22 protein-coding genes are annotated in these 22,298 nt (G+C 75.4%); 16 read left to right on the top strand and 6 right to left on the bottom strand.

Going from position 1 to position 22,298, the window contains the following annotated elements:
* Positions 1-41 precede the first annotated feature (41 nt).
* Positions 42-770, top strand: a complete 729-nt coding sequence (locus ACQP6G_RS07200) for an ArsR/SmtB family transcription factor (RefSeq protein ID WP_429763589.1) — start codon at positions 42-44, stop codon at positions 768-770.
* Between the two features lie 12 nt (positions 771-782).
* On the opposite strand, the gene ACQP6G_RS07195 is transcribed toward ACQP6G_RS07200, so the two are convergent.
* Together ACQP6G_RS07195 and ACQP6G_RS07190 are read right to left on the bottom strand one after the other, a co-directional pair.
* Positions 783-1,589, bottom strand: a complete 807-nt coding sequence (locus ACQP6G_RS07195) for a glycerophosphodiester phosphodiesterase family protein (RefSeq protein WP_429763587.1) — start codon at positions 1,587-1,589, stop codon at positions 783-785.
* Positions 1,586-2,692: an alpha/beta hydrolase gene (locus ACQP6G_RS07190; RefSeq protein ID WP_429763585.1), complete on the bottom strand. Its 1,107-nt coding sequence runs from the start codon at positions 2,690-2,692 to the stop codon at positions 1,586-1,588. Before ACQP6G_RS07190 ends, ACQP6G_RS07195 begins: the two co-directional genes overlap by 4 nt.
* 98 nt (positions 2,693-2,790) lie before the next feature.
* Here ACQP6G_RS07190 and ACQP6G_RS07185 point away from each other — a divergent pair, with 98 nt between their 5' ends.
* A complete protein-coding gene (locus ACQP6G_RS07185; RefSeq protein WP_429763583.1) occupies positions 2,791-4,260 on the top strand; it encodes an MFS transporter in 1,470 nt (489 codons plus the stop codon).
* On the opposite strand, the gene sigJ is transcribed toward ACQP6G_RS07185, so the two are convergent.
* Positions 4,199-5,263: an RNA polymerase sigma factor SigJ gene (gene sigJ, locus ACQP6G_RS07180; RefSeq protein ID WP_429763581.1), complete on the bottom strand. Its 1,065-nt coding sequence runs from the start codon at positions 5,261-5,263 to the stop codon at positions 4,199-4,201. The genes ACQP6G_RS07185 and sigJ overlap by 62 nt on opposite strands.
* A 91-nt stretch (positions 5,264-5,354) precedes the next feature.
* On the opposite strand from sigJ, the gene ACQP6G_RS07175 reads away from it, so the two are divergent.
* On the top strand, positions 5,355-5,708 hold the full coding sequence (locus ACQP6G_RS07175; protein ID WP_429763579.1) for an iron chaperone: 354 nt from the start codon (positions 5,355-5,357) through the stop codon (positions 5,706-5,708).
* A 31-nt stretch (positions 5,709-5,739) separates the two neighbouring features.
* Here ACQP6G_RS07175 and ACQP6G_RS07170 read toward each other — a convergent pair whose 3' ends face one another.
* From ACQP6G_RS07170 to ACQP6G_RS07160, 3 genes are all read right to left on the bottom strand, one after another.
* The gene (locus tag ACQP6G_RS07170; protein ID WP_429763577.1) at positions 5,740-7,143 is read right to left on the bottom strand and encodes an FAD-binding oxidoreductase; all 1,404 of its coding nucleotides are present in this window, start codon (positions 7,141-7,143) and stop codon (positions 5,740-5,742) included.
* Positions 7,144-7,241: 98 nt separating this feature from the next.
* Entirely contained in the window at positions 7,242-8,588 is a 1,347-nt protein-coding gene (locus ACQP6G_RS07165; RefSeq protein ID WP_429763575.1) for an MFS transporter, read from the bottom strand.
* Positions 8,585-9,595: an alcohol dehydrogenase catalytic domain-containing protein gene (locus ACQP6G_RS07160; protein WP_429763573.1), complete on the bottom strand. Its 1,011-nt coding sequence runs from the start codon at positions 9,593-9,595 to the stop codon at positions 8,585-8,587. Before ACQP6G_RS07160 ends, ACQP6G_RS07165 begins: the two co-directional genes overlap by 4 nt.
* A 74-nt stretch (positions 9,596-9,669) precedes the next feature.
* On the opposite strand from ACQP6G_RS07160, the gene soxR reads away from it, so the two are divergent.
* The 13 genes from soxR (at position 9,670) to pyrF (ending at position 22,288) form a co-directional block, all read left to right on the top strand.
* Positions 9,670-10,149 (top strand): redox-sensitive transcriptional activator SoxR, encoded by a 480-nt coding sequence (soxR, locus tag ACQP6G_RS07155; RefSeq protein WP_429763571.1) that lies wholly within the window; start codon positions 9,670-9,672, stop codon positions 10,147-10,149.
* 103 nt (positions 10,150-10,252) lie between these two features.
* Complete coding sequence (locus ACQP6G_RS07150) at positions 10,253-10,699, top strand: type II 3-dehydroquinate dehydratase (RefSeq protein ID WP_429763569.1); 447 nt, start codon at positions 10,253-10,255, stop codon at positions 10,697-10,699.
* Positions 10,700-10,783: 84 nt separating this feature from the next.
* Complete coding sequence (locus ACQP6G_RS07145; protein WP_429763567.1) at positions 10,784-11,494, top strand: hypothetical protein; 711 nt, start codon at positions 10,784-10,786, stop codon at positions 11,492-11,494.
* Complete coding sequence (locus tag ACQP6G_RS07140; RefSeq protein WP_429763565.1) at positions 11,491-11,868, top strand: hypothetical protein; 378 nt, start codon at positions 11,491-11,493, stop codon at positions 11,866-11,868. Before ACQP6G_RS07145 ends, ACQP6G_RS07140 begins: the two co-directional genes overlap by 4 nt.
* Positions 11,869-11,961: 93 nt before the next feature.
* Positions 11,962-12,525, top strand: a complete 564-nt coding sequence (gene efp / locus ACQP6G_RS07135; RefSeq protein ID WP_429763563.1) for an elongation factor P — start codon at positions 11,962-11,964, stop codon at positions 12,523-12,525.
* A gap of 15 nt (positions 12,526-12,540) precedes the next feature.
* Positions 12,541-12,957: a transcription antitermination factor NusB gene (gene nusB / locus ACQP6G_RS07130; RefSeq protein WP_429763561.1), complete on the top strand. Its 417-nt coding sequence runs from the start codon at positions 12,541-12,543 to the stop codon at positions 12,955-12,957.
* Positions 12,958-13,186: 229 nt separating this feature from the next.
* The gene (pyrR, locus tag ACQP6G_RS07125; protein WP_429763795.1) at positions 13,187-13,798 is read left to right on the top strand and encodes a bifunctional pyr operon transcriptional regulator/uracil phosphoribosyltransferase PyrR; all 612 of its coding nucleotides are present in this window, start codon (positions 13,187-13,189) and stop codon (positions 13,796-13,798) included.
* A complete protein-coding gene (locus ACQP6G_RS07120; RefSeq protein ID WP_429763559.1) occupies positions 13,795-14,841 on the top strand; it encodes an aspartate carbamoyltransferase catalytic subunit in 1,047 nt (348 codons plus the stop codon). Before pyrR ends, ACQP6G_RS07120 begins: the two co-directional genes overlap by 4 nt.
* The gene (locus ACQP6G_RS07115) at positions 14,838-16,184 is read left to right on the top strand and encodes a dihydroorotase (protein WP_429763557.1); all 1,347 of its coding nucleotides are present in this window, start codon (positions 14,838-14,840) and stop codon (positions 16,182-16,184) included. The genes ACQP6G_RS07120 and ACQP6G_RS07115 overlap by 4 nt, the downstream gene beginning before the upstream one ends.
* Complete coding sequence (locus ACQP6G_RS07110; protein WP_429763555.1) at positions 16,181-16,723, top strand: PH-like domain-containing protein; 543 nt, start codon at positions 16,181-16,183, stop codon at positions 16,721-16,723. The genes ACQP6G_RS07115 and ACQP6G_RS07110 overlap by 4 nt, the downstream gene beginning before the upstream one ends.
* An 11-nt stretch (positions 16,724-16,734) precedes the next feature.
* A complete protein-coding gene (carA, locus tag ACQP6G_RS07105) occupies positions 16,735-18,033 on the top strand; it encodes a glutamine-hydrolyzing carbamoyl-phosphate synthase small subunit (RefSeq protein ID WP_429763794.1) in 1,299 nt (432 codons plus the stop codon).
* Positions 18,033-21,404 (top strand): carbamoyl-phosphate synthase large subunit, encoded by a 3,372-nt coding sequence (gene carB / locus ACQP6G_RS07100; protein WP_429763553.1) that lies wholly within the window; start codon positions 18,033-18,035, stop codon positions 21,402-21,404. Before carA ends, carB begins: the two co-directional genes overlap by 1 nt.
* Positions 21,401-22,288, top strand: coding sequence for an orotidine-5'-phosphate decarboxylase (gene pyrF, locus ACQP6G_RS07095; RefSeq protein WP_429763551.1), 888 nt, complete (start codon positions 21,401-21,403; stop codon positions 22,286-22,288). Before carB ends, pyrF begins: the two co-directional genes overlap by 4 nt.
* The last annotated feature ends 10 nt before the right edge of the window (positions 22,289-22,298 follow it).

The following is a 22,298-nucleotide window of genomic DNA, read 5'->3' as shown; positions in this document are numbered from 1 at the left end:
TTCGGCGTCCGCCGAAGCGTCGTCGCCGTATCGTCGGGGTCATGGGCGGTGACGGGCGGGACCGGGACTTCACCGACGTCGGGCGGGCGCTGTCCGCGCCGGCGCGGTCGGCGATGGTCGGGCTCCTCATGGACGGCACGGCACGCCCCGCCGGGGAGCTGGCGAGGGCGGCGGGCGTGGGCGCCCCCGCTGCGTCGGAGCACCTGGCGGTGCTCGTCGCCGCCGGGCTGGTGACCGGCCGCGCCCGCGGCAGGCACCGGTACTACGCCCTCGCGGGACCCGACGTGGCCGACGCCCTGGAGGCGCTCGGCGCGCTGGCGGGCCCTCTGCCCGTGGCGGGGCTGCGGCGCAGCCGGGAGGCCGACCGGCTGGCGGCGGCCCGGTTCTGCTACGACCACCTCGCGGGCCGGCTCGGCGTGGGGCTGGCCGAGGCGTGCGTCGCGCGGGGGTGGCTGGACGATCCCGACGTCCTCGCCCTCACGGACGCGGGCGCCCACGGGCTGCGCGGTCTCGGCGTGGACGTGGACGGCGCGGCCGCCGCCCGCCGCCCGACGACGCGGGCCTGCCTGGACTGGACCGAGCGCCGCGTGCACCTGGCCGGTGCGCTCGGCGCCGCCGTCGGCGCCCGCTTCCTCGACGCCGGATGGGTGGCGCGGACGAGCGGGCGGGGGCTGCGGCTGACGTCTGACGGGCGGGACGTGGTGCGCGAGACGTGGGGCGTCGAGCTGGTGCCGCCGTCCGGCGGTGGCGCGGGCCCTGGGCGGGCCTGACCGGCGGGACGCTCAGGCCCACAGGCCGCGCGCGACGAGCACGTCGCGCAGCAGGTCGGCGCGGTCGGTGACGATGCCGTCGACGCCGAGGTCGAGGAGGCGGCCCATCTCCCCGGGGGTGTTGATCGTCCACACGTGCACCTGCCGCCCGGCGCGGTGGGCGGCGGCGACGGTCCTCGCGTCGACCACGGGCACGCGGCCCTCGGAGACGGGGACCTGCAGGGCGTCCACGTCGCGCAGGGCGCGGCGGGCGAGTGCGTCCACCCGGAGACGGGCGCCGGCGAGGAAGCCCGCCACCTCGCGGCGGCCGGCCGACGTCGCGACCGGGCGGGTCAGGCGGGCGAGGGTCGCGCGGCGGCGCCCGACGTCGAACGACGTGACGCAGACCCGGTCGTGCGCGCCCGTGCGCTCGATCGCCGCGGCCGTGGGCTCGACCCCGGAGTCCTCCTTGACGTCGACGTTCACGCGCAGGTCGGGCCAGGTGCCGAGCACCTCGTCGAGGCGGGGCACGGGCTCGCTGCCGCCGATGCGCGCGTGCCGCACGACCGACCACGGCAGGTCGGCCACGCGGCCGGTGGCGTCGGTGGTGCGGTCGAGGGAGGCGTCGTGCAGGGCGACGGCGACGCCGTCGGAGGTGCCGTGCGCGTCGGTCTCGACGTACCGGAAGCCCAGGTCGACCGCGGCGGCGAACGCGGCGAGGGAGTTCTCCAGGTTCTCCCGGCCGTGCGAGAAGCCGCGGTGCGCCAGAGCGAGGACGGGCAGCGGTGCGCCGTCGGCGCCTCGAGGGTCGAGGTACGGGTGCGCGGGGGTCGGTCTCACGGCTGCTCCTGGTCCTCGTGCGTGTCGACGGTCGTGCCGTCGGTGACGGCGCGAGGCGGCTCGACGCCCGGGGGACGGACGTCCGGCAGACGGGCGTCGAGCCACGCCAGGACGCCGTCGAGGTAGGCCCGGCGGGGGGCGTCGGCGGACAGGGAGAGGTCGTGCACGCCGCCGGGCACGACCAGCGGCGCCGTGTCGGGCCCGACCCGGGGCCTCAGGGCCGCGATCCGCCCGACGTCGAGCACGGTGTCCTGCGCGTCGAGGCGCGGGTTGTCGGGCCGGTCGGGGCCGGAGGAGTCGCTGCGCGCGACCAGGACCGGCCCGGGGACGGCGAGGCCGCGGGCCAGGCGGGCCTGCGCCCGCGTGACCGTGCGGAGCCAGCCCGCGCGCGCCGGGAGCCCCTCGGGGCGCTTGAGCGTGGTGTCGAAGTCCCACCGGCCGCCGCGGGAGGCGTGCTGGGACGCGGCGTACACCGACGGGTTCGCGCTGACGACGGCCAGCGGGCGACGCCGCCCCAGCACCTCGAGCACCGCGGAGCGGCCCGCGTCCGCGAGGCGCGAGCCGCTGAGGGAGAAGAAGGGCGAGTTCAGCACCAGGAGGTCGGGCCCGTGCGCCGGGTCGTGCCGGACGGCGTGCGCCCACAGCGCCGCGCTCAGGCCGCCCGTCGAGTGCGCGTGCACCACGAGCGGCAGCCCGGGCTCGAGCTCCCGGACGGCGTGCGCCGCGGCGGACAGGTCGGCGCCCGCCTCGCGCAGGCTCGCGACGTAGTGCGGGGGCAGCGGGTCGCCGGCCCCCGGGCCGGCGGCGAGGTCGGTGTCGGAGTCGCTGTCGAGCAGGGAGCGCCCCGCGCGGCGCAGGTCGACGGCGTGGAACGCCAGGCCGCCGTCGACGAACGCCCGCGCGAGGTGCGCCTGGAAGAAGTGGTCGTTGTACCCGTGCACGTGCAGCACGACGGCGCGGGGACGCTCCGGTCGGTCGACGGCCCGCACCAGGGTGGCGGGGCCGAGCGGCCGCTCCTCGAAGCCGGGGCCGAGGAGCCGGTCGGGCTGCCACCGCCCGGCGGGACCGGGGTGCCGAGGTGGTCGCGGGGCGGGAGCGTGCACGGCGCGATCGTATCCGCGGGGGCCGGCCGCGGCGCGCCGTCGACCGCGCTGCGACGTGCCCCTCCCGCCGGGCCCCCGCGTCGGGCAGACTGCGCCTCATGAGCGACCGACCGGCGGTGCCGGAACCCGTACCCGACGCCGCGCCCACCGCCCCGCACGGGTCGCCGCACAGCACGCCTCACGGCCCGCTGCACGACGGCGCGGCGGGGTCGGACGTCGCGGAGGCGCCGGTGCCGCGCCGTCAGGTCGTCTCGTGGGCGATGTGGGACTGGGCGACGCAGCCGTTCAACACCGTGATCGTCACGTTCGTCTTCACGGCGCTGTACCTCACGAGCGACGCCTTCCTGACGCCGGAGGTGGCAGCGCTGCCCGCGACCGACCCGGTGCACGAGCGCGCCCTGGCCGGGCTCACCAGCGGGCTGGGCCTCTGGATCACGATCGGCGGGCTGCTCGTGGCGCTCCTCGCGCCCGTGCTGGGGCGGCGCGCCGACGTCGAGGGGCGCCGCAAGGCCTGGGTGGGCGGCGCGACCCTGGTCATGGTCCTGGCCATGGCGGCCCTGTTCGCGGTGCGCGCCGACCCGGCCTGGTTCGTGCTCGGCGCCGCCCTGGTGTCCCTCGGCAGCGTGGCGAGCGAGATCGCCGGCGTGAACTACAACGCGATGCTCGTGCAGGTGTCCACGCGCGCCACCGTGGGGCGGGTGTCCGGCCTCGGGTGGGGGCTGGGGTACCTGGGCGGGATCGTCGCGCTCGTCCTCGTCGTGGTGGCGCAGACCTTCGACTGGTGGGGCATGCCGACCGACGACGGCCTGGCGTACCGGGTCATCGCGCTCGGCTGCGCCCTGTGGGCCGTGGCCTTCGCCTGGCCGCTGTTCCGGTACGTGCCCGAGGCGCCGCCGGCCGAGGACCGGCCACGCGTCGGGTTCTTCGCCGGCTACGTCGTCCTGGTGCGCGACGTGGTCGCCCTGTACCGGCACGAGCGGCCGACCTTCTGGTTCTTGCTCGCGAGCGCCGTCTACCGCGACGGGCTGTCCGCCGTGTTCACGTTCGGCGCCGTCATCGCCGCGGTGTCGTTCCGCTTCAGCGACGACGCGGTGATCGCGTTCGGCATCGCCGCCAACCTGCTCGCCGGCCTCAGCACGATCGTCGCCGGGCGCCTGGACGACCGGTTCGGGCCCCGCGCGGTGATCATCGGCTCGCTCACCGGGCTCGTGGCGTGCGGGCTGCTGGTCGTCGCGCTGCACTCGTTCGGGTCCGTGGTGTTCTGGGTGGCGGGGCTGGCGCTGACCTGCTTCGTCGGCCCCGCGCAGGCCGCGTCCCGCTCCCTGCTGGCCCGCGTGGCGCCCGCCGGGCGCGAGTCCGAGATCTTCGGCCTCTACGCCACGACAGGACGCGCGGTGTCGTTCCTCGCCCCCTCGATGTGGACGCTGCTCATCGCGCTCACCGGCGCCACCATCTGGGGCACCCTGGGCATCGTCGCCGTGATCCTCGTGGGACTGGTGCTCATGCTCAAGGTGACGGTGGGCCGTCGGGAGCCTGCGCGTCCCGACGGCGCCGCCCCGCGGCCCTGATCTCGGCGGCGACCGCCTCCAGGTCGGCCAGCGGGGCCAGGTGCTGCAGCTTCTCCGGGTTGATGACGCCGTCGATCCGGGCGATGCGGCCGCCGGAGAACTGCAGGGCGTACGTGCCGATGACGCCGCCGCCCACCGAGTCGTCGGCGTACGCGATCATGCCCGGGCTGCCGTTGACCACGGTCGCCTCGATGCGCGCCGGCGCGCCCCGCCTGGCGAAGCCCGACAGCAGCCTGGCCACCGCCACGTTGCCCGACACCGGGCGCGACACCGCCAGCCCCGCGGGCACGTTGCCGCCGCTGTCGCCGGTGAGCGCGACGTCGTCGGCCAGCAGCTCCACCAGCGCGTCGACGTCGCCCTCCTCGGTCGCCGCGATGAACCGCCGCACCAGCTCCTCCGCGTGCGGGTCGGGCGACCCGGACCGGACGGGACGCACGTCCGTCGCGGCGTCCTGCCGCGCCGCCACGCGCCTCCGCGCCCGGGACGCGAGCTGCCGCGCCGCCAGCTCCGTCGTCCCGATCACCTGGGCCGACTCCCGGTGGGGATAGCCGAACACGTCGTGCAGCAGGAACGCGGCCCGCTCCGCCGGGGTGAGGGTCTCCAGCAACACGAGGAACGCCGTGGACAGGTCGTCGGCGAGCTCGGCGTGCGCGGCGGCCTCCCGGCCCGCCGACCCGGCGGCGACGACGTCCCCGACCAGCGGCTCGGGCACCCACTCGCCGACGTACGACTCGCGGCGCACCCGCGCCGAGCGCAGCACGTCCAGCGCGATCCGCGTCGCGACCGTCGTGGTGTACGCGGCCGGGTTCACCACCACCGGGTCCACCATCCCGACCGGGGCCACGCGCAGCATGGCCTCCTGGGCGACGTCCTCCGCCTCGGTGACGCTGCCGAGCATCCGGTACGCGGCGCCGAACGCCACCCGGCGCAGGTCCTCGAGGTCGACGGCACCGTCGGGTGCGCGCCCGGCGCGTCGTCGGGCGGGGGTGTCGGTGCGTGGCATGCTGCCCATCCTTCCGCGGGGCGGGCGATCCGCCCCGCACTGCCGACGACGTGGCGTGGCGCGACGTGACAGCGGGCCGCACGATGGACCCGTGGGAGACGTCGAGGACTACCTGGCCACCCTGTCCGGACCGGAGCGCGCCGCCGTCGCGCGCGTCTACGAGCGGGCGCGGGCGCTGGTGCCCGACGTCGAGGAGGGCCGCAGCTACGGCATGCCGGCGCTGCGCTACCGCGGCAGCCCCCTGGTCAGTGCCATGGTGACGCGCACGCACGTGGGCCTCTACCCGTTCAGCCCGGACGTCGTCGCGGCGCTCGCGGGCCACCTGGACGGGTTCCGCACCACCAAGGGCTCGGTCTCGTTCCAGCCCGACTCGCCGCTTCCGGACGACGTCGTCGACCGGCTCGTGCTCGCGCGCCGCGACGAGATCGACGCGCGGGCCGGCTGACCGTCGCCCTCGCCCTCCTCGCCGTCCTTCCTTACGCCGGTGGCACGTTGACGTTGCCACGGAACAGGTTCTGCGGGTCGTACCGGCGCTTGACGTCGCGCAGCCGGTCCCAGGTGGCGCCGGGGTAGGCGGCCTGCGCGACGTCGATCCCGCCGTCGAGGCTGAAGTTCACGTACGCGCCGTCTGCGCCGCGCAGCCGGTCGGCCAGCGCGTCCACCCAGGGCCGGTACCCGGCGGCGCCGGCCGCGTCGCGGGCGACCGCCGCGACGTTGCCCACCAGGCGTGCCCCGCGGTGGGCGTAGGCCGTCGCGTCGGCGGGGACGTCCGCCACCGCGCCGCCGAGCACGCGCAGCTGGGCGGCACGCATCAGCGCGTCGGAGCCCTCCAGCTGCTCCAGGAGGTGGGCCGCGGCGGCCTCGTCCAGCCCGTCGGCGAAGAAGGTGCGCCCCGTCGCGACGAGCGGGCCGCCCTCGGGGCCGCCCTCGAGCAGGCTGGGGTACGGCGCGGCGCGCAGGCCGTCCAGCAGGGCGCCGCCGGCACGGGCGGCGACGTCGCGCAGGGGGGCCAGGGCCGCGTCCGCACGGTCCAGGTCGCCGGACCAGCAGGCGTTGGCCATGACAACGAGGCGCCCGTGCCACTCCGCAGGGATCATCGGCATCGGGGGCGCCGGCATGACCATGACGACCATCGTCAGCTCCGGCGGCGCGGCGTCCGCGGCCGCGATCACCCCGGCCACGCTCTCGGGCGTGGCCGGCATGAGGAGCACGCCGCCGACCACCTGGGACACCTCGTGCAGGGCGAACCGGAACCGCGTCACGACGCCGAAGTTGCCCCCGCCGCCGCGCAGCGCCCAGAACAGGTCGGGCTCGCGGTCGGCGTCGGTGCGTACGACCTCGCCGTCGGCGGTCACGACCTCCGCGCCGAGGAGACTGTCGACGGTCATGCCGAGCGAGCGCGACAGCAGCCCGATGCCGCCGCCCAGCGTGATGCCCCCGACACCGACCGTGCCGGTGTCGCCGAACGGGGTCGCGAGGCCGTGCTCGCCGGCGGCGCGCGAGTACGCGCCGGCGGTGATGCCGCCGCCGGCCCAGGCGGAGCGGCCGCCGACGTCGATCTCGACGGCGTCGAGGCCGCGGAGGTCCAGGGTGACGGCGCCGTCCGCGGCGCCCAGCCCGAACACGGAGTGCCCGCCGGACCGGACGGAGACCTCGGCGCCCGCGTCGCGCGCGACGCGCACGGCCCGCGCCACGGCATCGGCGTCGGCGGGCCGGACGACGGCCACCGGGCGCTGCTCGACACCGCCCGGCTCGATGGCCCGGGCGGCGCCGTAGCCGGCGTCGTCGGGGGCGACGACGGGCGAGCCGTCGCCGAGGGCGGCGCGGAGCGCGCCGACAGGTACGGCGGGGGACGTGGGGGGACTCGACGGCTGGGACATCGTGGCTCCTCGTCGGGACGACGGTGCGGGGGAGCGGGCCGAGGTGCCGGCCCGGTTCGTGCGGAAGGGCGCGCGGACGCTCGCCCAGGACGGTGCACTCAGGAGGACCGGGCGGGGATCGCATCCTCATCGGCAGCATCCCGTCCACCCGGCGGGAAGTCGACGGAATTCGTGACGGAGCGCGCGCCGGCGGCGGGCCGGGTGCGGCCCACCAGGGCGGTCGCCGTGAGCGCGAGCGCCGCCGCGAGGCCGAGACACACCGCGTAGGCGGCCGCGCCGACCCGGTCGTGCAGGGCCCACAGCAGCGCGCCCGTGCCGGTGAGCGCGAGCGCGGAGGCCGTCGCGTCCGCCACCTGGAGCACCGACATGGACACGCCCTGCGCCGAGGACGGCGCGAGCTCGAGGACGAGCAGGTTGAGGGTGGGGAACACCAGCCCCATCCCGAGCCCGCTCAGCACCCACGGCGCGGCCGCGGCGACCACCGGCACGCCCGGGACGACCAGCAGGGCCACGCCCGCGGTCCCCAGCGCGAGGGACGCGCAGCCGACGCGGAGGAAGCCCGCGTGCGACGGGCCGCCGCGCCCGCGCGCCCACGACCCCGCCGACCAGCCGAGCACGTGGAGCGTGAGGACGGCCCCGGCGAGCGCCGGGGCGAGACCCCGCTCGCGGGTGAGCGCGAGCGGCAGCAGCACCTGCGCCCCCACGAACGCGGCGGCCACGAGCGCCCGCACCAGCACGACCGTCCCCAGCCCGCGTGCACCGCACAGCACGTGTCCCGCGACGTCCCGCCACGGCGCGGTGTCCCCGCCGTCGGCGACCGGTCCGCGAGGGCCGGTCCGGCCGGCCGCGAGCGCCGGCCGCAGGGTCAGCAGGGCGGGCACGGCCAGCACGGGCACGGCGAGGAACACCCACCGCCACCCGAGGTACTGCGTCATCGCCCCGGCGAGCAGCGGTCCCACCACGCCGGGCACCACCCACGCGGCGGCGAACCACGCGAAGACCTTCGGTCGTCGCGCCTCGGGGAACACGCGCGCCACCAGCACGAAGATCGCGACCCCCTCGATGCCGCTGCCCGCGCCCTGCACGGTGCGGCCGGCCAGGAGCACAGGCATGCTCGGCGCCAGCCCCGCGACGAGCAGCCCCACGAGGAACAGCGAGATCCCGGCCAGCAGCGGCGGTGTCGGACCTCGCCGGTCCGTCCACCGGCCCGCGACGAGCATCCCCACCACGCCCGCGGCGGAGCCCGTCGCGAACGCGAGCGTGTACAGGCGCAGGCCGTCCAGCTCGGCGGCCACCGTCGGCATCGCCGTCGAGACCGCCAGGGACTCGAACGCCCCTAGCGCGACGTACGCCACCATGCCGATCAGCACCGTGCGCTGCGCCCGCTCGGCCAGCAGCCCGCCGCGCGACCCGTCCGCCGCACCCCCGGCCGACGCGCCGGTCACCCGAGCACCACCTTGCCGACCGTGCGGCGCTCCTCGAGCTCCCGGTGGGCCCGCGCGGCCTCCGCGAACGCCACCCGGTGGGTGAGCACGCGCCACTCACGCGACGCGGCCCGCTCCAGGGCCCGCCGCTGGTAGTCGCGGAGGTCGCCGAACGCGGGCGCGCCCGGGCCGACGACGGCGCGCACCTCGACCGGGTGCCCGTCCGGCGTGACGGCGCTCGCGGTCACGGGGTTCGGGCTCCCGGAGGCCCAGCCCTGCACGACGAGCCGCCCGCCCGGGCCGAGCAGCGCGGCGGCGTCGGCGCCGAGGTCCCCGCCGACGCCGTCGATCAGCAGCGTCGCGGCGGGCGCCCGCAGGCGCCCGAGCGCGGCACGCGCGTCCTGCGGCCAGGACGGCGCCGCGACGTCGACGGCGGCGAGCGACTGCCCGGCGTCGGGCGCGAGGCCGCGCACGGCCCGGACCTTGCGCGGGCCCCCGGCCAGCGCGAGCACCCGGGCGCCCGAGGCGAGGGCCGACTGCACGAACAGCGAGCCGAGCCCGCCGGCCGCGGCGGTGATCACCACGACGTCGTCCGGCCCGGGCCGCGCGACCTCCAGCGCCATGAGCGCCATCCGGCCGGTGCCGATCATCGCGACGGCGTCGGCGAGGTCGAGACGGTCGGGGAGGCGGTGGAGGGTGTCGACGGGCGCGACGGCGAGACGGGCGTACCCGCCGCCGTCGGGCGTGGCGCCCAGGTGGGCGGCGACGCGGGCCCCGAGCCAGCCGTCCCCGACGCCCGGGCCGACGGCGACCACCGTGCCGGCGACCTCGCGTCCGGGGATCGCGGGGAGGCGCGGCGCGGGCAGGGGGCCGGTGGCCTCGCCCCGGCGGAGGGTGGTGTCCAGCAGGTGCACGCCGTGCACGCGGGCGGCGACGAGCACCTGGCCTGGACCGGGCACGGGGTCGGGGACCTGCTCGAGGACGAGGGTCTCGGGCGGGCCGTAGGTGTGGTGGCGGATGGCGTCCATGCCGTCATGCTGTGACCTGAACTATGGTTGAGGTCAAGGGTCGAGAGGCCGCTGCGCGGGAAGGGACACGGATCGTGCCGGAGCACGCGACCGAGAGGGTCCCGTGGGACCACGTCGAGCTGACCGTCGGGGAGGTGGCCGCGCGCAGCGGCGTCGCCGTCTCCGCGCTGCACTTCTACGAGCGGCGCGGGCTGATCGCCAGCCGTCGCACGTCGGGCAACCAGCGGCGCTACCGGCGTGACGTCCTGCGGCGGGTCTCGTTCATCCGGGTCTCCCAGCGGGTCGGCATCCCGTTGGCGCGCATCGCCGAGGCGCTGGAGACCCTGCCCGCCGACCGCGCGCCGAACGTCCGCGACTGGGAGCGCCTGTCCAGGGCCTGGCGCACCGACCTCGACGCGCGGATCGCGCAGCTCGAGCGACTGCGCGACGACCTCACCGACTGCATCGGGTGCGGCTGCCTGTCCCTGAGCCGGTGCGTGCTCGCCAACCCGCACGACGCCCTCGGGGACGACGGCCCCGGCCCGCGCCGGCTGCTCGTCGACGACCCGGAGTGAGCGGACCGGAGCGACGCCAGGGTCCGAGGGCGGTGCCCTTCCGGTGGTGCCGCGACCGCGGACGGCCGGGACGGGGGCGCTGGTGCCGCCGTACCCTCGGGCCATGACTCACGTCCTCGTCCTCAACGGTCCCAACCTCGGTCGGCTCGGCGTGCGCGAGCCCGAGATCTACGGCCACGCGTCCATGGCCGACCTCGAGCGGGAGGCCGCCGTCTGGGGGCGCGAGCTGGGCGTCACCGTCGACGTGCGCCAGACCGACGACGAGTCCGAGCTCGTGGGCTGGCTGCACGAGGCCGTGGACGCCCGCGCGCACGTGGTGCTCAACCCTGCGGCGTTCACCCACTACAGCTACGCGCTGCGCGACGCCGCGGCCCAGGTGACGACCTCCGGGCTCCTGCTCGTCGAGGTGCACCTGTCGAACCCCGCCTCGCGCGAGTCGTTCCGGCACTACTCGGTGGTGGCCGGCATCGCGACGGGGACGGTCGCGGGCTTCGGCTTCGACTCCTACCGGCTCGCGCTGAGCGCCCTGGCTCGCAAGCTTCAGCCCTGAAGTTCGTCCTCTCCAGGTTCAAGGGTTGACAGGAGTCAAGCCCAGAGTCTTGATACGTATCGCACAAGCGCTTAGCCTTGAGTGATGATCGTCGTGACGGCGGACCAGCGGGGCAGCACCCGGGGGCACGACCGCGTGCCCGAGGCGCTCGCGATCGTCGGCTCGCGAGCGGCCGGGAGGTCCGGCGTCGTGCTGCCGTTCGACCGGACGGTCGGGGACGAGCTGCAGGGCGTGCTGGCCGCGGACGACGACGGCGCCGCGCTGGCCGTCGACCTGGTCCTCGACCTCGTGCGCGACGGCGGCTGGTCCGTGGGGATCGGGCTGGGTGCCGTCGACCGACCGCTGCCCGCGGCGTCGCGGGAGGCGTCCGGGCCGGCGTTCGTGCGGGCACGGGCGGCCGTCGACCGGGCGAAACGGCGCGGGCGGGGCAGCGTGCCCCTGGCCGTGGTGGGACCGGACGAGGAGCCGCGCGCGACCGTCTCCGCGGACGCGCAGGCGCTCCTGCACCTGCTCGGGGCCGTCGTCGCGCGCCGTTCCGCGGCGGGGTGGGAGGCCGTCGACACGCTCGTCGCGCAGCGAGGCCCGGCGCCGCAGCGGGCCTCGGCGGCGGCGCTGGGGGTCAGCGAGCAGGCGGTGAGCCAGCGGTTGCGTGCCGCGCTGTGGGCCGAGGACGCGGCCGCCCGGCCGCTGGCGGCGCGCCTGCTGCGTGCGGCGGGCGCCGACCGGGACGATGTCACCGACGACGAACCGGACGACGAACCGGACGACGAGGCAGGAGAGGGGCACGCGCGGTGAGCTTCGGAGCGGTCGCGGCGGACGTCGCGGTGTGGGTCGTGGGCCTGGCCGCGAGCGTGGGCGGCGGTGCCTGGCTCGTGCCCTGGGTGCTCCGGCACGCCGAGCGCGAGCCCCAGGCGGCGGCGGAGGCGGTCGCCGTGCTGCGCGGCGGCACCTGGATCGGCCTGCTCGAGCGGCTGTGCGTCACGGGCTCGCTGCTCGCCGGCTACCCGGAGGGCGTGGCCGTGGTCGTCGCGGTCAAGGGGCTCGGCCGGTTCCCTGAGCTGCGCGAGCACCCGGTCGCGAGCGAGCGGTTCGTCGTGGGCACGCTGGCGTCGCTCGCCTGGTCGGCCGCCCTCGGTGTCGCGGGGCACGTGCTGCTGGTCGCGCTGTAGAATGTTCCGGGCCCTCTGCGGCCCGGCACGTCGACTCTCGCAGACATCCGCTGTCATCCGCTCCGTACCCGACCCCGAGGACGAACAAGAAACGTGGCTACCTCCAACGACATCAAGAACGGCACCGTGCTCCGCATCGACGGTCAGCTCTGGACGATCATCGAGTTCCAGCACGTCAAGCCGGGCAAGGGTGGCGCGTTCGTCCGCACCAAGATGAAGAACGTCGTGTCCGGCAAGACGGTCGACAAGACCTTCAACGCGGGCACCAAGATCGAGACCGCGAACGTGGACCGCCGCGACTTCCAGTACCTGTACATGGACGGCGCCGACTACGTGTTCATGGACACCGACACGTACGACCAGATCACCGTGCCCGGCGCCACCGTCGGCGACGCGAGCAACTACATGCTCGAGGGCATGAACATCATGGTCGCGTCCAACGACGGCACGCCGCTGTACGTCGAGCTCCCGTCGTCCGTGGTCCTCGAGATCACCTACACGGAGCCGGGCCTGCAGGGCGACCGCTCCACCGGCGGCACCAAGCCGGCCACGCTCGAGACGGGCGCGGAGATCCAGGTCCCGCTGTTCCTCGAGCAGGGCACCAAGGTCAAGGTCGACACGCGTGACGGGTCGTACCTGGGCCGCGTGAACGACTGACGGGCGCCTGCTGACATGGGTGCACGCACCAAGGCGCGCAAGCGCGCCGTCGACATCCTCTTCGAGGCGGAGCAGCGCGGGATCGACCCGCAGGTGCTCGTCGCGGACCGGGTGATCGAGCCGCACACCGAGGCCGCCGTGCCGCAGTACACCGTCGACCTCGTCGAGGGCGTCGCCGCCCACCGCGAGCGCATCGACGAGCTGCTGGCCACCTACTCCCAGGGGTGGACGGTGGAGCGGATGCCCGCGGTCGACCGCGCGCTGCTGCGGATCGGCACCTGGGAGCTGCTGTACAACGACGACGTCCCCGACGCCGTCGCGGTGGACGAGGCGGTCGACCTCGCCGGGCAGCTCTCGACGGACGACTCGCCGTCGTTCGTCAACGGCCTGCTGGGCCGGCTCGTCGACATCAAGCCGACGCTGCTCATCTGACGCCGGCCCGCCGCCTGTGGTGCGTTCCGGCGCCAGGCGTGCCGGTCGTGTGACGTACGCCGCGCCCGCATCGTGGGCACGCTCACGGGCGGTGCGGGGGCGACGGGATAGGGTGGAGGGCGTCAGAACGGCACCCCGGGACAGCCTCCCGAGGGGCAGGAGAACCGACACCCTTTAACACCGTCCCGTGAGGCGGAGAAGGAGGTCGCCAGTGACTGCTGGCACCGGCATGCCCGGAACACCCGATCCGCGCGACGTCCCTGAAGGGACCGTCGTGCTCGGCGCGAGCGACGTCGCCCGCGCCCTCACCCGCATCGCGCACGAGATCGTCGAGCGCGCCAAGGGAGCCCAGGACGTCGTCCTGCTCGGCATCCCGACCCGCGGGGTCACCCTCGCCGCCCGCCTCGCGCAGCGGCTCGCGAGCATCGACCCCGCCTTCGACCCGGAGCGCGACCTCGGCGAGCTGGACGTCACGATGTACCGCGACGACCTGCGCCGCCAGCCCACCCGCGCGGTCGGCGTCACCCGGCTGCCCGCCGCGGGGATCGAGGGCAAGACCGTCGTCCTCGTCGACGACGTCCTCTTCTCCGGCCGCACGATCCGCGCCGCGCTCGACGCCATCGGCGACCTCGGCCGCCCGCAGGCCGTGCGTCTCGCCTGCCTGGTGGACCGCGGGCACCGCGAGCTGCCGATCCGACCCGACTTCGTGGGCAAGAACCTCCCGACCGCCCAGACGGAGCGGGTGCGCGTGCTGCTCGCGGAGGTGGACGGCTCCGACGCCGTGGTGATCAGCGGGCGCGAGCCCGGCGCCGCGGCCCCGGGCGAGGGGGACCAGCGATGAGGCACCTGCTCTCCACCGCCGACCTGGCCAAGGACGAGGCGATCGAGCTCCTCGACACCGCCGCGCAGATGGCCGCGACGCAGTCCCGCGAGATCAAGAAGCTGCCGACGCTGCGCGGCCGCACCGTGGTGAACCTCTTCTTCGAGGACTCCACCCGCACCCGCATCTCGTTCGAGACGGCCGCCAAGAGGCTGTCCGCGGACGTCATCAACTTCTCGGCCAAGGGGTCGAGCGTCTCCAAGGGCGAGTCCCTCAAGGACACCGCGCTCACCTTGCACGCGATGGGCGCCGACGCCGTGGTGGTCCGCCACTGGGCCTCGGGCGCCCCGTACCAGCTCGCGCACGCGGGCTGGCTCGACGCGGCCGTGCTCAACGCCGGCGACGGCACGCACATGCACCCCACGCAGGCGCTGCTCGACGCCTACACGATCCGCCGGCACCTCGGCGGTCACGGCGGCGGGCTGCGCCGAGGGGGCGACGACGGCGTCGGCGCCGACCTGGCGGGCGTGAAGGTCGCGATCGTGGGCGACGTCCTCCACTCGCGCGTCGCCCGGGCCAACGTGTGGCTGCTGCGCACGCTGGGCGCCGAGGTGACGCTCGTGTCGCCGCCCACGCTGCTGCCGGTCGGGGTCGAGTCCTGGCCGTGCCGCACGTCCTACGACCTGGACGCCACGCTCGCCGACTGGCAGCCCGACGCCGTGATGATGCTCCGCGTGCAGCGCGAGCGGATGTCCGGGGGAGCGGGGGCGTTCTTCCCGAGCCCGCTGGAGTACACCCGCTACTTCGGCCTCGACGGCCGCCGCCTGGCGCTGCTGCCCGCGCACTCGATCGTCATGCACCCTGGCCCGATGAACCGCGGGCTGGAGATCTCCGCCGAGGCGGCCGACTCCGACCGCGCCGTCATCGTGGAGCAGGTCGCGAACGGCGTCGCCGTGCGCATGGCCTCGCTCTACCTGCTGCTGTCCGGCACCGCCTCGTCGGCCGCGGTGCCCGCCTCCCTGCCCGCCCCTGTCTCGAGCACCACCGAAGGGACCGCCCTGTGACCACGACCTATGTGCTGCGCGGGGCCCGTCCCCTCGGCGGCGAGCCCGCCGACGTCGTCCTCGCGGACGGCGTGATCACCCAGGTCGCCGCCCCGGGTGCCGTGGACGTGCCCGCCGGCGACGACGTCGTCGAGATCGCGGCCGACGGGCACGTGCTCCTGCCTGGGCTGGTCGACCTGCACACCCACCTGCGCGAGCCGGGCCGCGAGGACGCCGAGACGGTCGCGTCCGGCACCCGCGCGGCCGCGGTGGGCGGCTTCACCGCCGTGCACGCCATGGCCAACACGTCGCCCGTCGCCGACACCGCCGGCGTCGTCGAGCAGGTGTGGCGCCTGGGTCAGGAGGCCGGCTGGGTCGACGTGCACCCGGTCGGGGCCGTCACCGTGGGCCTGGGGGGCGAGCGTCTCGCCGAGCTCGGCGCGATGGCGGACTCCGCGGCTCGCGTCCGGGTCTTCTCCGACGACGGCAAGTGCGTGCACGACCCGATCCTCATGCGCCGCGCGCTGGAGTACGTCAAGGTGTTCGACGGCGTCGTCGCGCAGCACGCGCAGGAGCCGCGCCTCACCGAGGGCGCCCAGATGAACGAGGGCGTCGTGTCGGCCGAGATCGGCCTGGCCGGATGGCCGGCGGTCGCCGAGGAGGCGATCATCGCCCGCGACGTGCTGCTCGCCGAGCACGTCGGCTCGCGCCTCCACGTCTGCCACCTGTCGACCGCCGGCTCGGTCGAGATCGTCCGCTGGGCCAAGGGCCGCGGCATCGACGTCACCGCCGAGGTGACGCCGCACCACCTGATCCTCACGGACGAGCTCGCCCGCACCTACGACCCCACGTACAAGGTGAACCCGCCGCTGCGCACCGCCGAGGACGTCGAGGCCGTGCGCCAGGGCCTGGCCGACGGCACGATCGACATCGTCGCCACGGACCACGCCCCGCACACCCGCGAGGACAAGGACTGCGAGTGGGGCGCCGCCGCGTTCGGCATGACCGGGCTGGAGACGGCCCTGTCGGTCGTGCAGCAGACCATGGTCGACACCGGCCGGCTCAGCTGGGCCGACGTCGCGCGCGTCCTGTCGACCAACCCCGCCCGAATCGGCCGGGTCGCGGACCACGGCCGGCCGGTCGAGGTCGGGGAGCCCGCCAACCTCACGCTGGTCGACCCGGCTGCCTCGCGGACGGTCGACGGCGCCGCCCAGGCCACCGCGAGCGGCAACACGCCCTTCGCCGGCCGCGAGCTGCCCGGCCGCGTGGTGGCGACGTTCCTGCGCGGCCGCGCGACCGTGCTCGACGGCGCGCCCGTCGAGCCCGCCGCCGCGCCGGCAGCCCAGCGGGGAGGCGCACGATGAACCTCCCCATGCCCGTCGCGGTCGGGATCTGGGTCGTCATCGGCGTCCTGCTCCTGCTCGTGATCCTCACCGGCCGGCGCCGGCTCGCCGCCCGCACCCGGGACACCGTCCCCGTGCCTCCTGCCGTCCCCGAGGACCTCGGTGCGCTGCGCCTCGGCCCGCTCGACGCCACGTACGTCTCCTCGACCCTGGCGGGGGACTGGCTGGCGCGGGTCGGCGCCCACCACCTCGGCGACCGCTCCACCGCCCACGTGTCCGTGCACGACGCCGGCGTCCTGGTCGAGCGAGACGGTGCCCCCGACGTGTTCGCGCCCGTGGCCGCCCTGCGCGGCGTCGGGCTGGCCCCCGGCATGGCCGGCAAGTACGTCGGCGCCGACGGCCTGGTCGTCGTGACCTGGGAGGACCCGGAGCGCGACGGCGTGTCGGCGGTCGCCCTCGACACCGGCCTGCGCACCCGCCTCGCGCCCGACCGCTCCCGCCTGGTCGACGCCGTGCGCCACCTCATGACCTCCGCCCCCGCACCGAAGGACGAGCAGTGACCTCCAGCTCCCTGACCAGCTCCGCGTCGAGCGGCCCCGTGCCGAGCCGCGCGCCCGTGCCGCACGCGGCCCTCCTCGTGCTCGAGGACGGCACCGTGGCCCGCGGCCGTGCGTACGGCGCCCGTGGCGCCACCTTCGGCGAGATCGTCTTCTCCACCGGCATGACCGGCTACCAGGAGACCCTCACCGACCCCTCCTACCACCGCCAGATCGTCGTGATGACGGCCCCGCACGTCGGGAACACCGGCATCAACGACGAGGACCCGGAGTCCGGCAAGATCTGGGTCGCCGGCTACGTGCTGCGCGACCCCGCCCGCCGCATGTCCTCCTGGCGTGCGGACCGCTCCCTCGAGGAGGAGCTCACGGCCCAGGGCGTCGTGGGCATCAGCGACGTCGACACCCGCAAGCTCACGCGCCACCTGCGCGAGCTGGGCGTCATGCGCGCCGGGATCTTCTCCGGCGACGCCCTGGTGCGCGAGGTCGCCGGCGGCACGCTCGTCGAGAGGTCGGTGCCCGAGCTGGTCGCCGAGGTGCAGGCGTCCCCCCAGATGGCGGGCGCCAACCTCTCCCCGGAGGTCACGACCGACCAGGCGTACGTCGTCGAGCCCTCGGGCGACTTCGCCGGGCGGGAGCCGCTGGCGACCGTCGTCGCCGTCGACCTGGGCATCAAGGCCATGACCCCGGCGCGGCTGGCGCAGCGGGGCGTGCGCGTGCACGTCGTGCCCCAGTCGGCCACGATCGCCGACATCGAGGCCCTGCTGCCGACCGACGGCTCGCCCACCGGCGTGTTCTTCTCGAACGGCCCCGGCGACCCGTCGTCGGCCACCCACGAGATCGAGCTGCTGCGCGGCGTGCTGGACCGGGGCATCCCGTTCTTCGGCATCTGCTTCGGCAACCAGCTGCTGGGCCGCGCCCTGGGGTACGGCACGTACAAGCTCGGGTACGGCCACCGCGGCATCAACCAGCCCGTCATGGACCGCACCACCGGCAAGGTCGAGGTCACGGCGCACAACCACGGCTTCGCCGTCGACGCGCCCCTGGACGCGGTGTCCACCGCGCCCCACGACGCCGAGCGCGCCGACGGCCGCGCCTACGGCCGCGTCATCGTGTCCCACGTCGGCCTCAACGACCAGGTGGTCGAGGGGCTGACCGCGCTCGACGTACCGGCCTTCTCCGTGCAGTACCACCCCGAGGCCGCCGCCGGACCGCACGACAGCGCCTACCTCTTCGACCGCTTCGTCGAGCTCATGACGAGCCGCGAGCCCGTGACCGTCCCCGCCGCCACGCTGGCCGCGCTGAAGGAGAACTGATGCCCCGCCGTTCCGACCTCTCCTCCGTCCTGGTCATCGGCTCCGGCCCGATCGTCATCGGCCAGGCCTGCGAGTTCGACTACTCCGGCACGCAGGCCTGCCGCGTGCTGAAGGAGGAGGGCCTGCGGGTCGTCCTCGTGAACTCGAACCCGGCCACGATCATGACCGACCCGGAGTTCGCCGACGCCACGTACGTCGAGCCGATCACCACCGAGGTGCTCACCTCGATCATCGCCAAGGAGCGTCCCGACGCCCTCCTGCCCACCCTCGGCGGCCAGACGGCGCTCAACGCCGCCATCGCCCTCGACGAGGCCGGCGTCCTCGAGCAGTACGACGTCGAGCTCATCGGCGCGAACATCCCCGCCATCCAGAAGGGCGAGGACCGCCAGCAGTTCAAGGACGTCGTCGCCAAGTGCGGCGGCGAGTCCGCCCGCTCCGTCATCGTGCACACCGTGGAGGAGGCGGTCGCGGCGGCCGCCGACCTCGGCTACCCGATGGTCGTGCGCCCGTCCTTCACGATGGGTGGCCTCGGCTCCGGCTTCGCGTACGACGAGACCGAGCTGCGCCGCATCGTCGGCCAGGGCCTGCACTACTCGCCGACCACCGAGGTGCTCCTGGAGGAGTCCATCCTCGGCTGGAAGGAGTACGAGCTCGAGCTCATGCGCGACAAGGACGACAACGTCGTGGTCGTCTGCTCGATCGAGAACGTGGACCCGGTCGGCGTGCACACCGGCGACTCGGTCACCGTGGCCCCCGCGATGACGCTCACCGACCGCGAGTACCAGAAGCTGCGCGACATCGGCATCGCCGTCATCCGCGAGGTCGGCGTCGACACGGGCGGCTGCAACATCCAGTTCGCCGTCGACCCCGACACCGGGCGCGTCATCGTCATCGAGATGAACCCGCGCGTGTCGCGCTCCTCGGCCCTGGCGTCGAAGGCGACCGGCTTCCCGATCGCGAAGATCGCGGCCAAGCTCGCCGTCGGGTACACGCTCGACGAGATCCCGAACGACATCACGCGCGTCACGCCGGCGAGCTTCGAGCCCACGCTCGACTACGTCGTCGTCAAGGTGCCCCGCTTCGCGTTCGAGAAGTTCCCGGCCGCCGACCCGACGCTCACCACGACCATGAAGTCGGTGGGCGAGGCCATGGCGCTGGGCCGCAACTTCACCGAGGCGCTCGGCAAGGCCCTGCGCTCGATCGACAAGGGCGGGGTCTCGTTCCACTGGGACGGCGACGCGCCGTCCGGGGCGGAGCTCGACCAGCTGCTCGCCGAGATCGTGCGACCCACCGAGCACCGCATGGTCGGCGTGCAGCAGGCCCTGCGGGCGGTCGTCGCCGGGCACACCACGCTCGAGGCCGTCTTCGACGCGACGAAGATCGACCCCTGGTTCCTCGACCAGATCCTGCTGATGAACGAGGTCGCCGCCGAGGTGGCCGCCGGCCCGACCCTCACCGAGGACGTGCTGCGCCGCGCCAAGCGGCACGGCCTGTCCGACGTGCAGGTCGCGCGGCTGCGCGGCATGGGCCCGGCGGGTGAGGCCACCGTCCGCGAGGTGCGGCGCGCGCTCGGCGTCCGGCCGGTCTACAAGACGGTCGACACCTGCGCCGCCGAGTTCGCGGCCCGCACGCCGTACCACTACTCGTCCTACGACGAGGAGACCGAGGTGGCGCCCCGCGAGCGCGAGGCCGTCATCATCCTGGGCTCCGGCCCGAACCGGATCGGCCAGGGCATCGAGTTCGACTACTCGTGCGTGCACGCCGCCCTGACCCTGTCCGATCGGTACGAGACCGTCATGGTCAACTGCAACCCGGAGACCGTCTCGACGGACTACGACACCTCCGACCGCCTGTACTTCGAGCCGCTCACGTTCGAGGACGTCCTCGAGGTCTACGAGGCCGAGCTCGCCGCCGGCCCGGTCAAGGGCGTCATCGTGCAGCTCGGCGGGCAGACGCCGCTCGCTCTCGCGCAGCGCCTGGCGGACGCGGGCGTGCCGATCCTCGGCACCTCGCCCGAGGCCATCGACGCCGCCGAGGACCGCGGCATCTTCGGGCAGGTGCTGCTCGACGCCGGCCTGCCCGCGCCCGCGTTCGGCACGGCCCGCTCGCTGGGCCAGGCCCGCGAGGTGGCCGAGACGATCGGCTACCCGGTGCTGGTGCGCCCGTCGTACGTGCTCGGCGGCCGCGGCATGGAGATCGTGTACTCCGCCGAGCAGCTCACCGAGTACGTCGAGCGGGCGCTCGCGGCCGCCGCCGCGGACGAGCGCACGGCCGGCGGCCTGCTGCCCGCGCCGCTGCTCATCGACCGCTTCCTCGACGACGCGATGGAGATCGACGTCGACGCCCTGTACGACGGCGAGGAGATGTTCCTCGGCGGCGTCATGGAGCACATCGAGGAGGCCGGCATCCACTCCGGCGACTCCGCGTGCGTGCTGCCGCCGGTCTCGCTGTCGACCGCGGAGATCGAGCGCATCCGCCGCTCCACCGAGGCGATCGCGAAGGGCGTCGGCGTGCGCGGCCTGCTCAACGTGCAGTACGCGCTCGTCTCGGACGTCCTGTACGTGCTCGAGGCGAACCCGCGCGCGTCGCGCACCGTCCCGTTCGTGTCCAAGGCGACGGGCACCTCGATGTCCAAGGCGGCGGCCCGGGTCATGGTCGGCGAGTCGATCGCCGAGCTGCGCGCGGCCGGCGTCCTGCCCGCCGAGGGCGACGGCGGCACGCTCGACCTCGGGGCGCCGCTGGCGGTCAAGGAGGCCGTGCTGCCGTTCAAGCGGTTCCGCACCGCCGAGGGCCAGGTCGTCGACACGGTGCTCGGCCCGGAGATGCGCTCCACCGGCGAGGTCATGGGCTTCGACAAGGACTTCCCGCACGCGTTCGCGAAGTCGCAGGCCGCCGCGTTCGGCGGGCTGCCCACCGAGGGCCGGGTGTTCGTGTCGGTCGCCGACCGCGACAAGCGCTCGATCATCTTCCCGGTGAAGCGGCTCGCGGAGCTGGGCTTCGAGGTGCTCGCCACCTCCGGCACGGCGCAGGTGCTGCGGCGCAACGGCATCGGCAGCACGGTCGTGCGCAAGTTCTCCGAGGGCCGGGGTGCCGACGGCGAGCCGACGATCGTCGACCTCATCAGCGACGGCAGCGTCGACCTCGTGGTCAACTCCCCGTCCGGCCAGGGCGCTCGCGCCGACGGCTACGAGATCCGCGCCGCGACGACGGCGGCGGACAAGCCGATGATCACCACCGTGGACCAGCTCGCCGCGGCGGTGCAGGGCATCGAGGCGGTCCGCGGCGGCCCGTTCGACGTCGCGAGCCTCCAGGAGCACACGACGGCGACGCGGGAGCGGCTCGGCGCCGCGGCGGCGGGGTTGCCGGCATGAGCGCCGCGGCCACGCCCCTTGCCACCTCGGCGCCGTTCGGCGCGCGGCTCGCCGCGGCGATGGACGCCCACGGGCCGCTGTGCGTGGGCATCGACCCGCACGCGTCGCTGCTCTCGGCCTGGGGGCTGGGGGACGACGCCGCCGGGGTCCGCGAGTTCGGCCTGCGGGTCGTGGACGCGCTCGGCGGGCGGGTGGCGGCCTTCAAGCCGCAGGCCGCGTTCTTCGAGCGCCACGGTTCCGCCGGCGTCGCGGCGCTGGAGGACGTGATCGCCGCCTCCCGCGCCGTGGGCACCCTGACGATCGTCGACGCCAAGCGCGGCGACATCGGCTCGACGATGGGTGCCTACGCCGACGCGTTCCTCGCGGACGGCTCGCCCCTCGCCGGTGACGCCGTGACGGTGTCGCCGTACCTGGGCTTCGGCTCGCTCGCGCCGGCCGCCGAGCTGGCCGCGCGCACCGGGCGCGGCATCTTCGTGCTGTGCCTCACCTCCAACAAGGAGGGGCACGAGGTGCAGCACGCCGTCGGGCCCGACGGCGTGAGCGTCGCGGCGTCGGTCGCCGCCCAGGCGGCCGTGCTGAACGCCGGCGCCGTCGCCGAGGGGCTGCCGATGGGCTCGGTCGGGCTCGTCGTCGGTGCCACGGTCGGCGACGCCGCCCGTGAGACCGGCACGGACCTCGTGGCCGTGCACGGCCCGCTGCTCGCGCCCGGCGTGGGTGCCCAGGGCGCGGGGGAGCGGGAGCTCGCCTCCGCCTTCGGGGACGCGCGGCGACAGGTGCTCGCCTCGTCGTCCCGCGGCGTCCTCGCGGCGGGGCCGGACGCCGAGGGGCTGCGCGCGGCCGCCGCGTCCGCGGTGGCGGACGCGCGGGCCGCGCTGCGTCCCTGACGCCGGCCGT

It is taken from the genome of Isoptericola nanjingensis (genome assembly GCF_050311635.1).
Classification (GTDB): Bacteria; Actinomycetota; Actinomycetes; order Actinomycetales; family Cellulomonadaceae; genus Isoptericola; species Isoptericola nanjingensis.
This window is presented reverse-complemented; position numbering and strand designations above follow the sequence as displayed.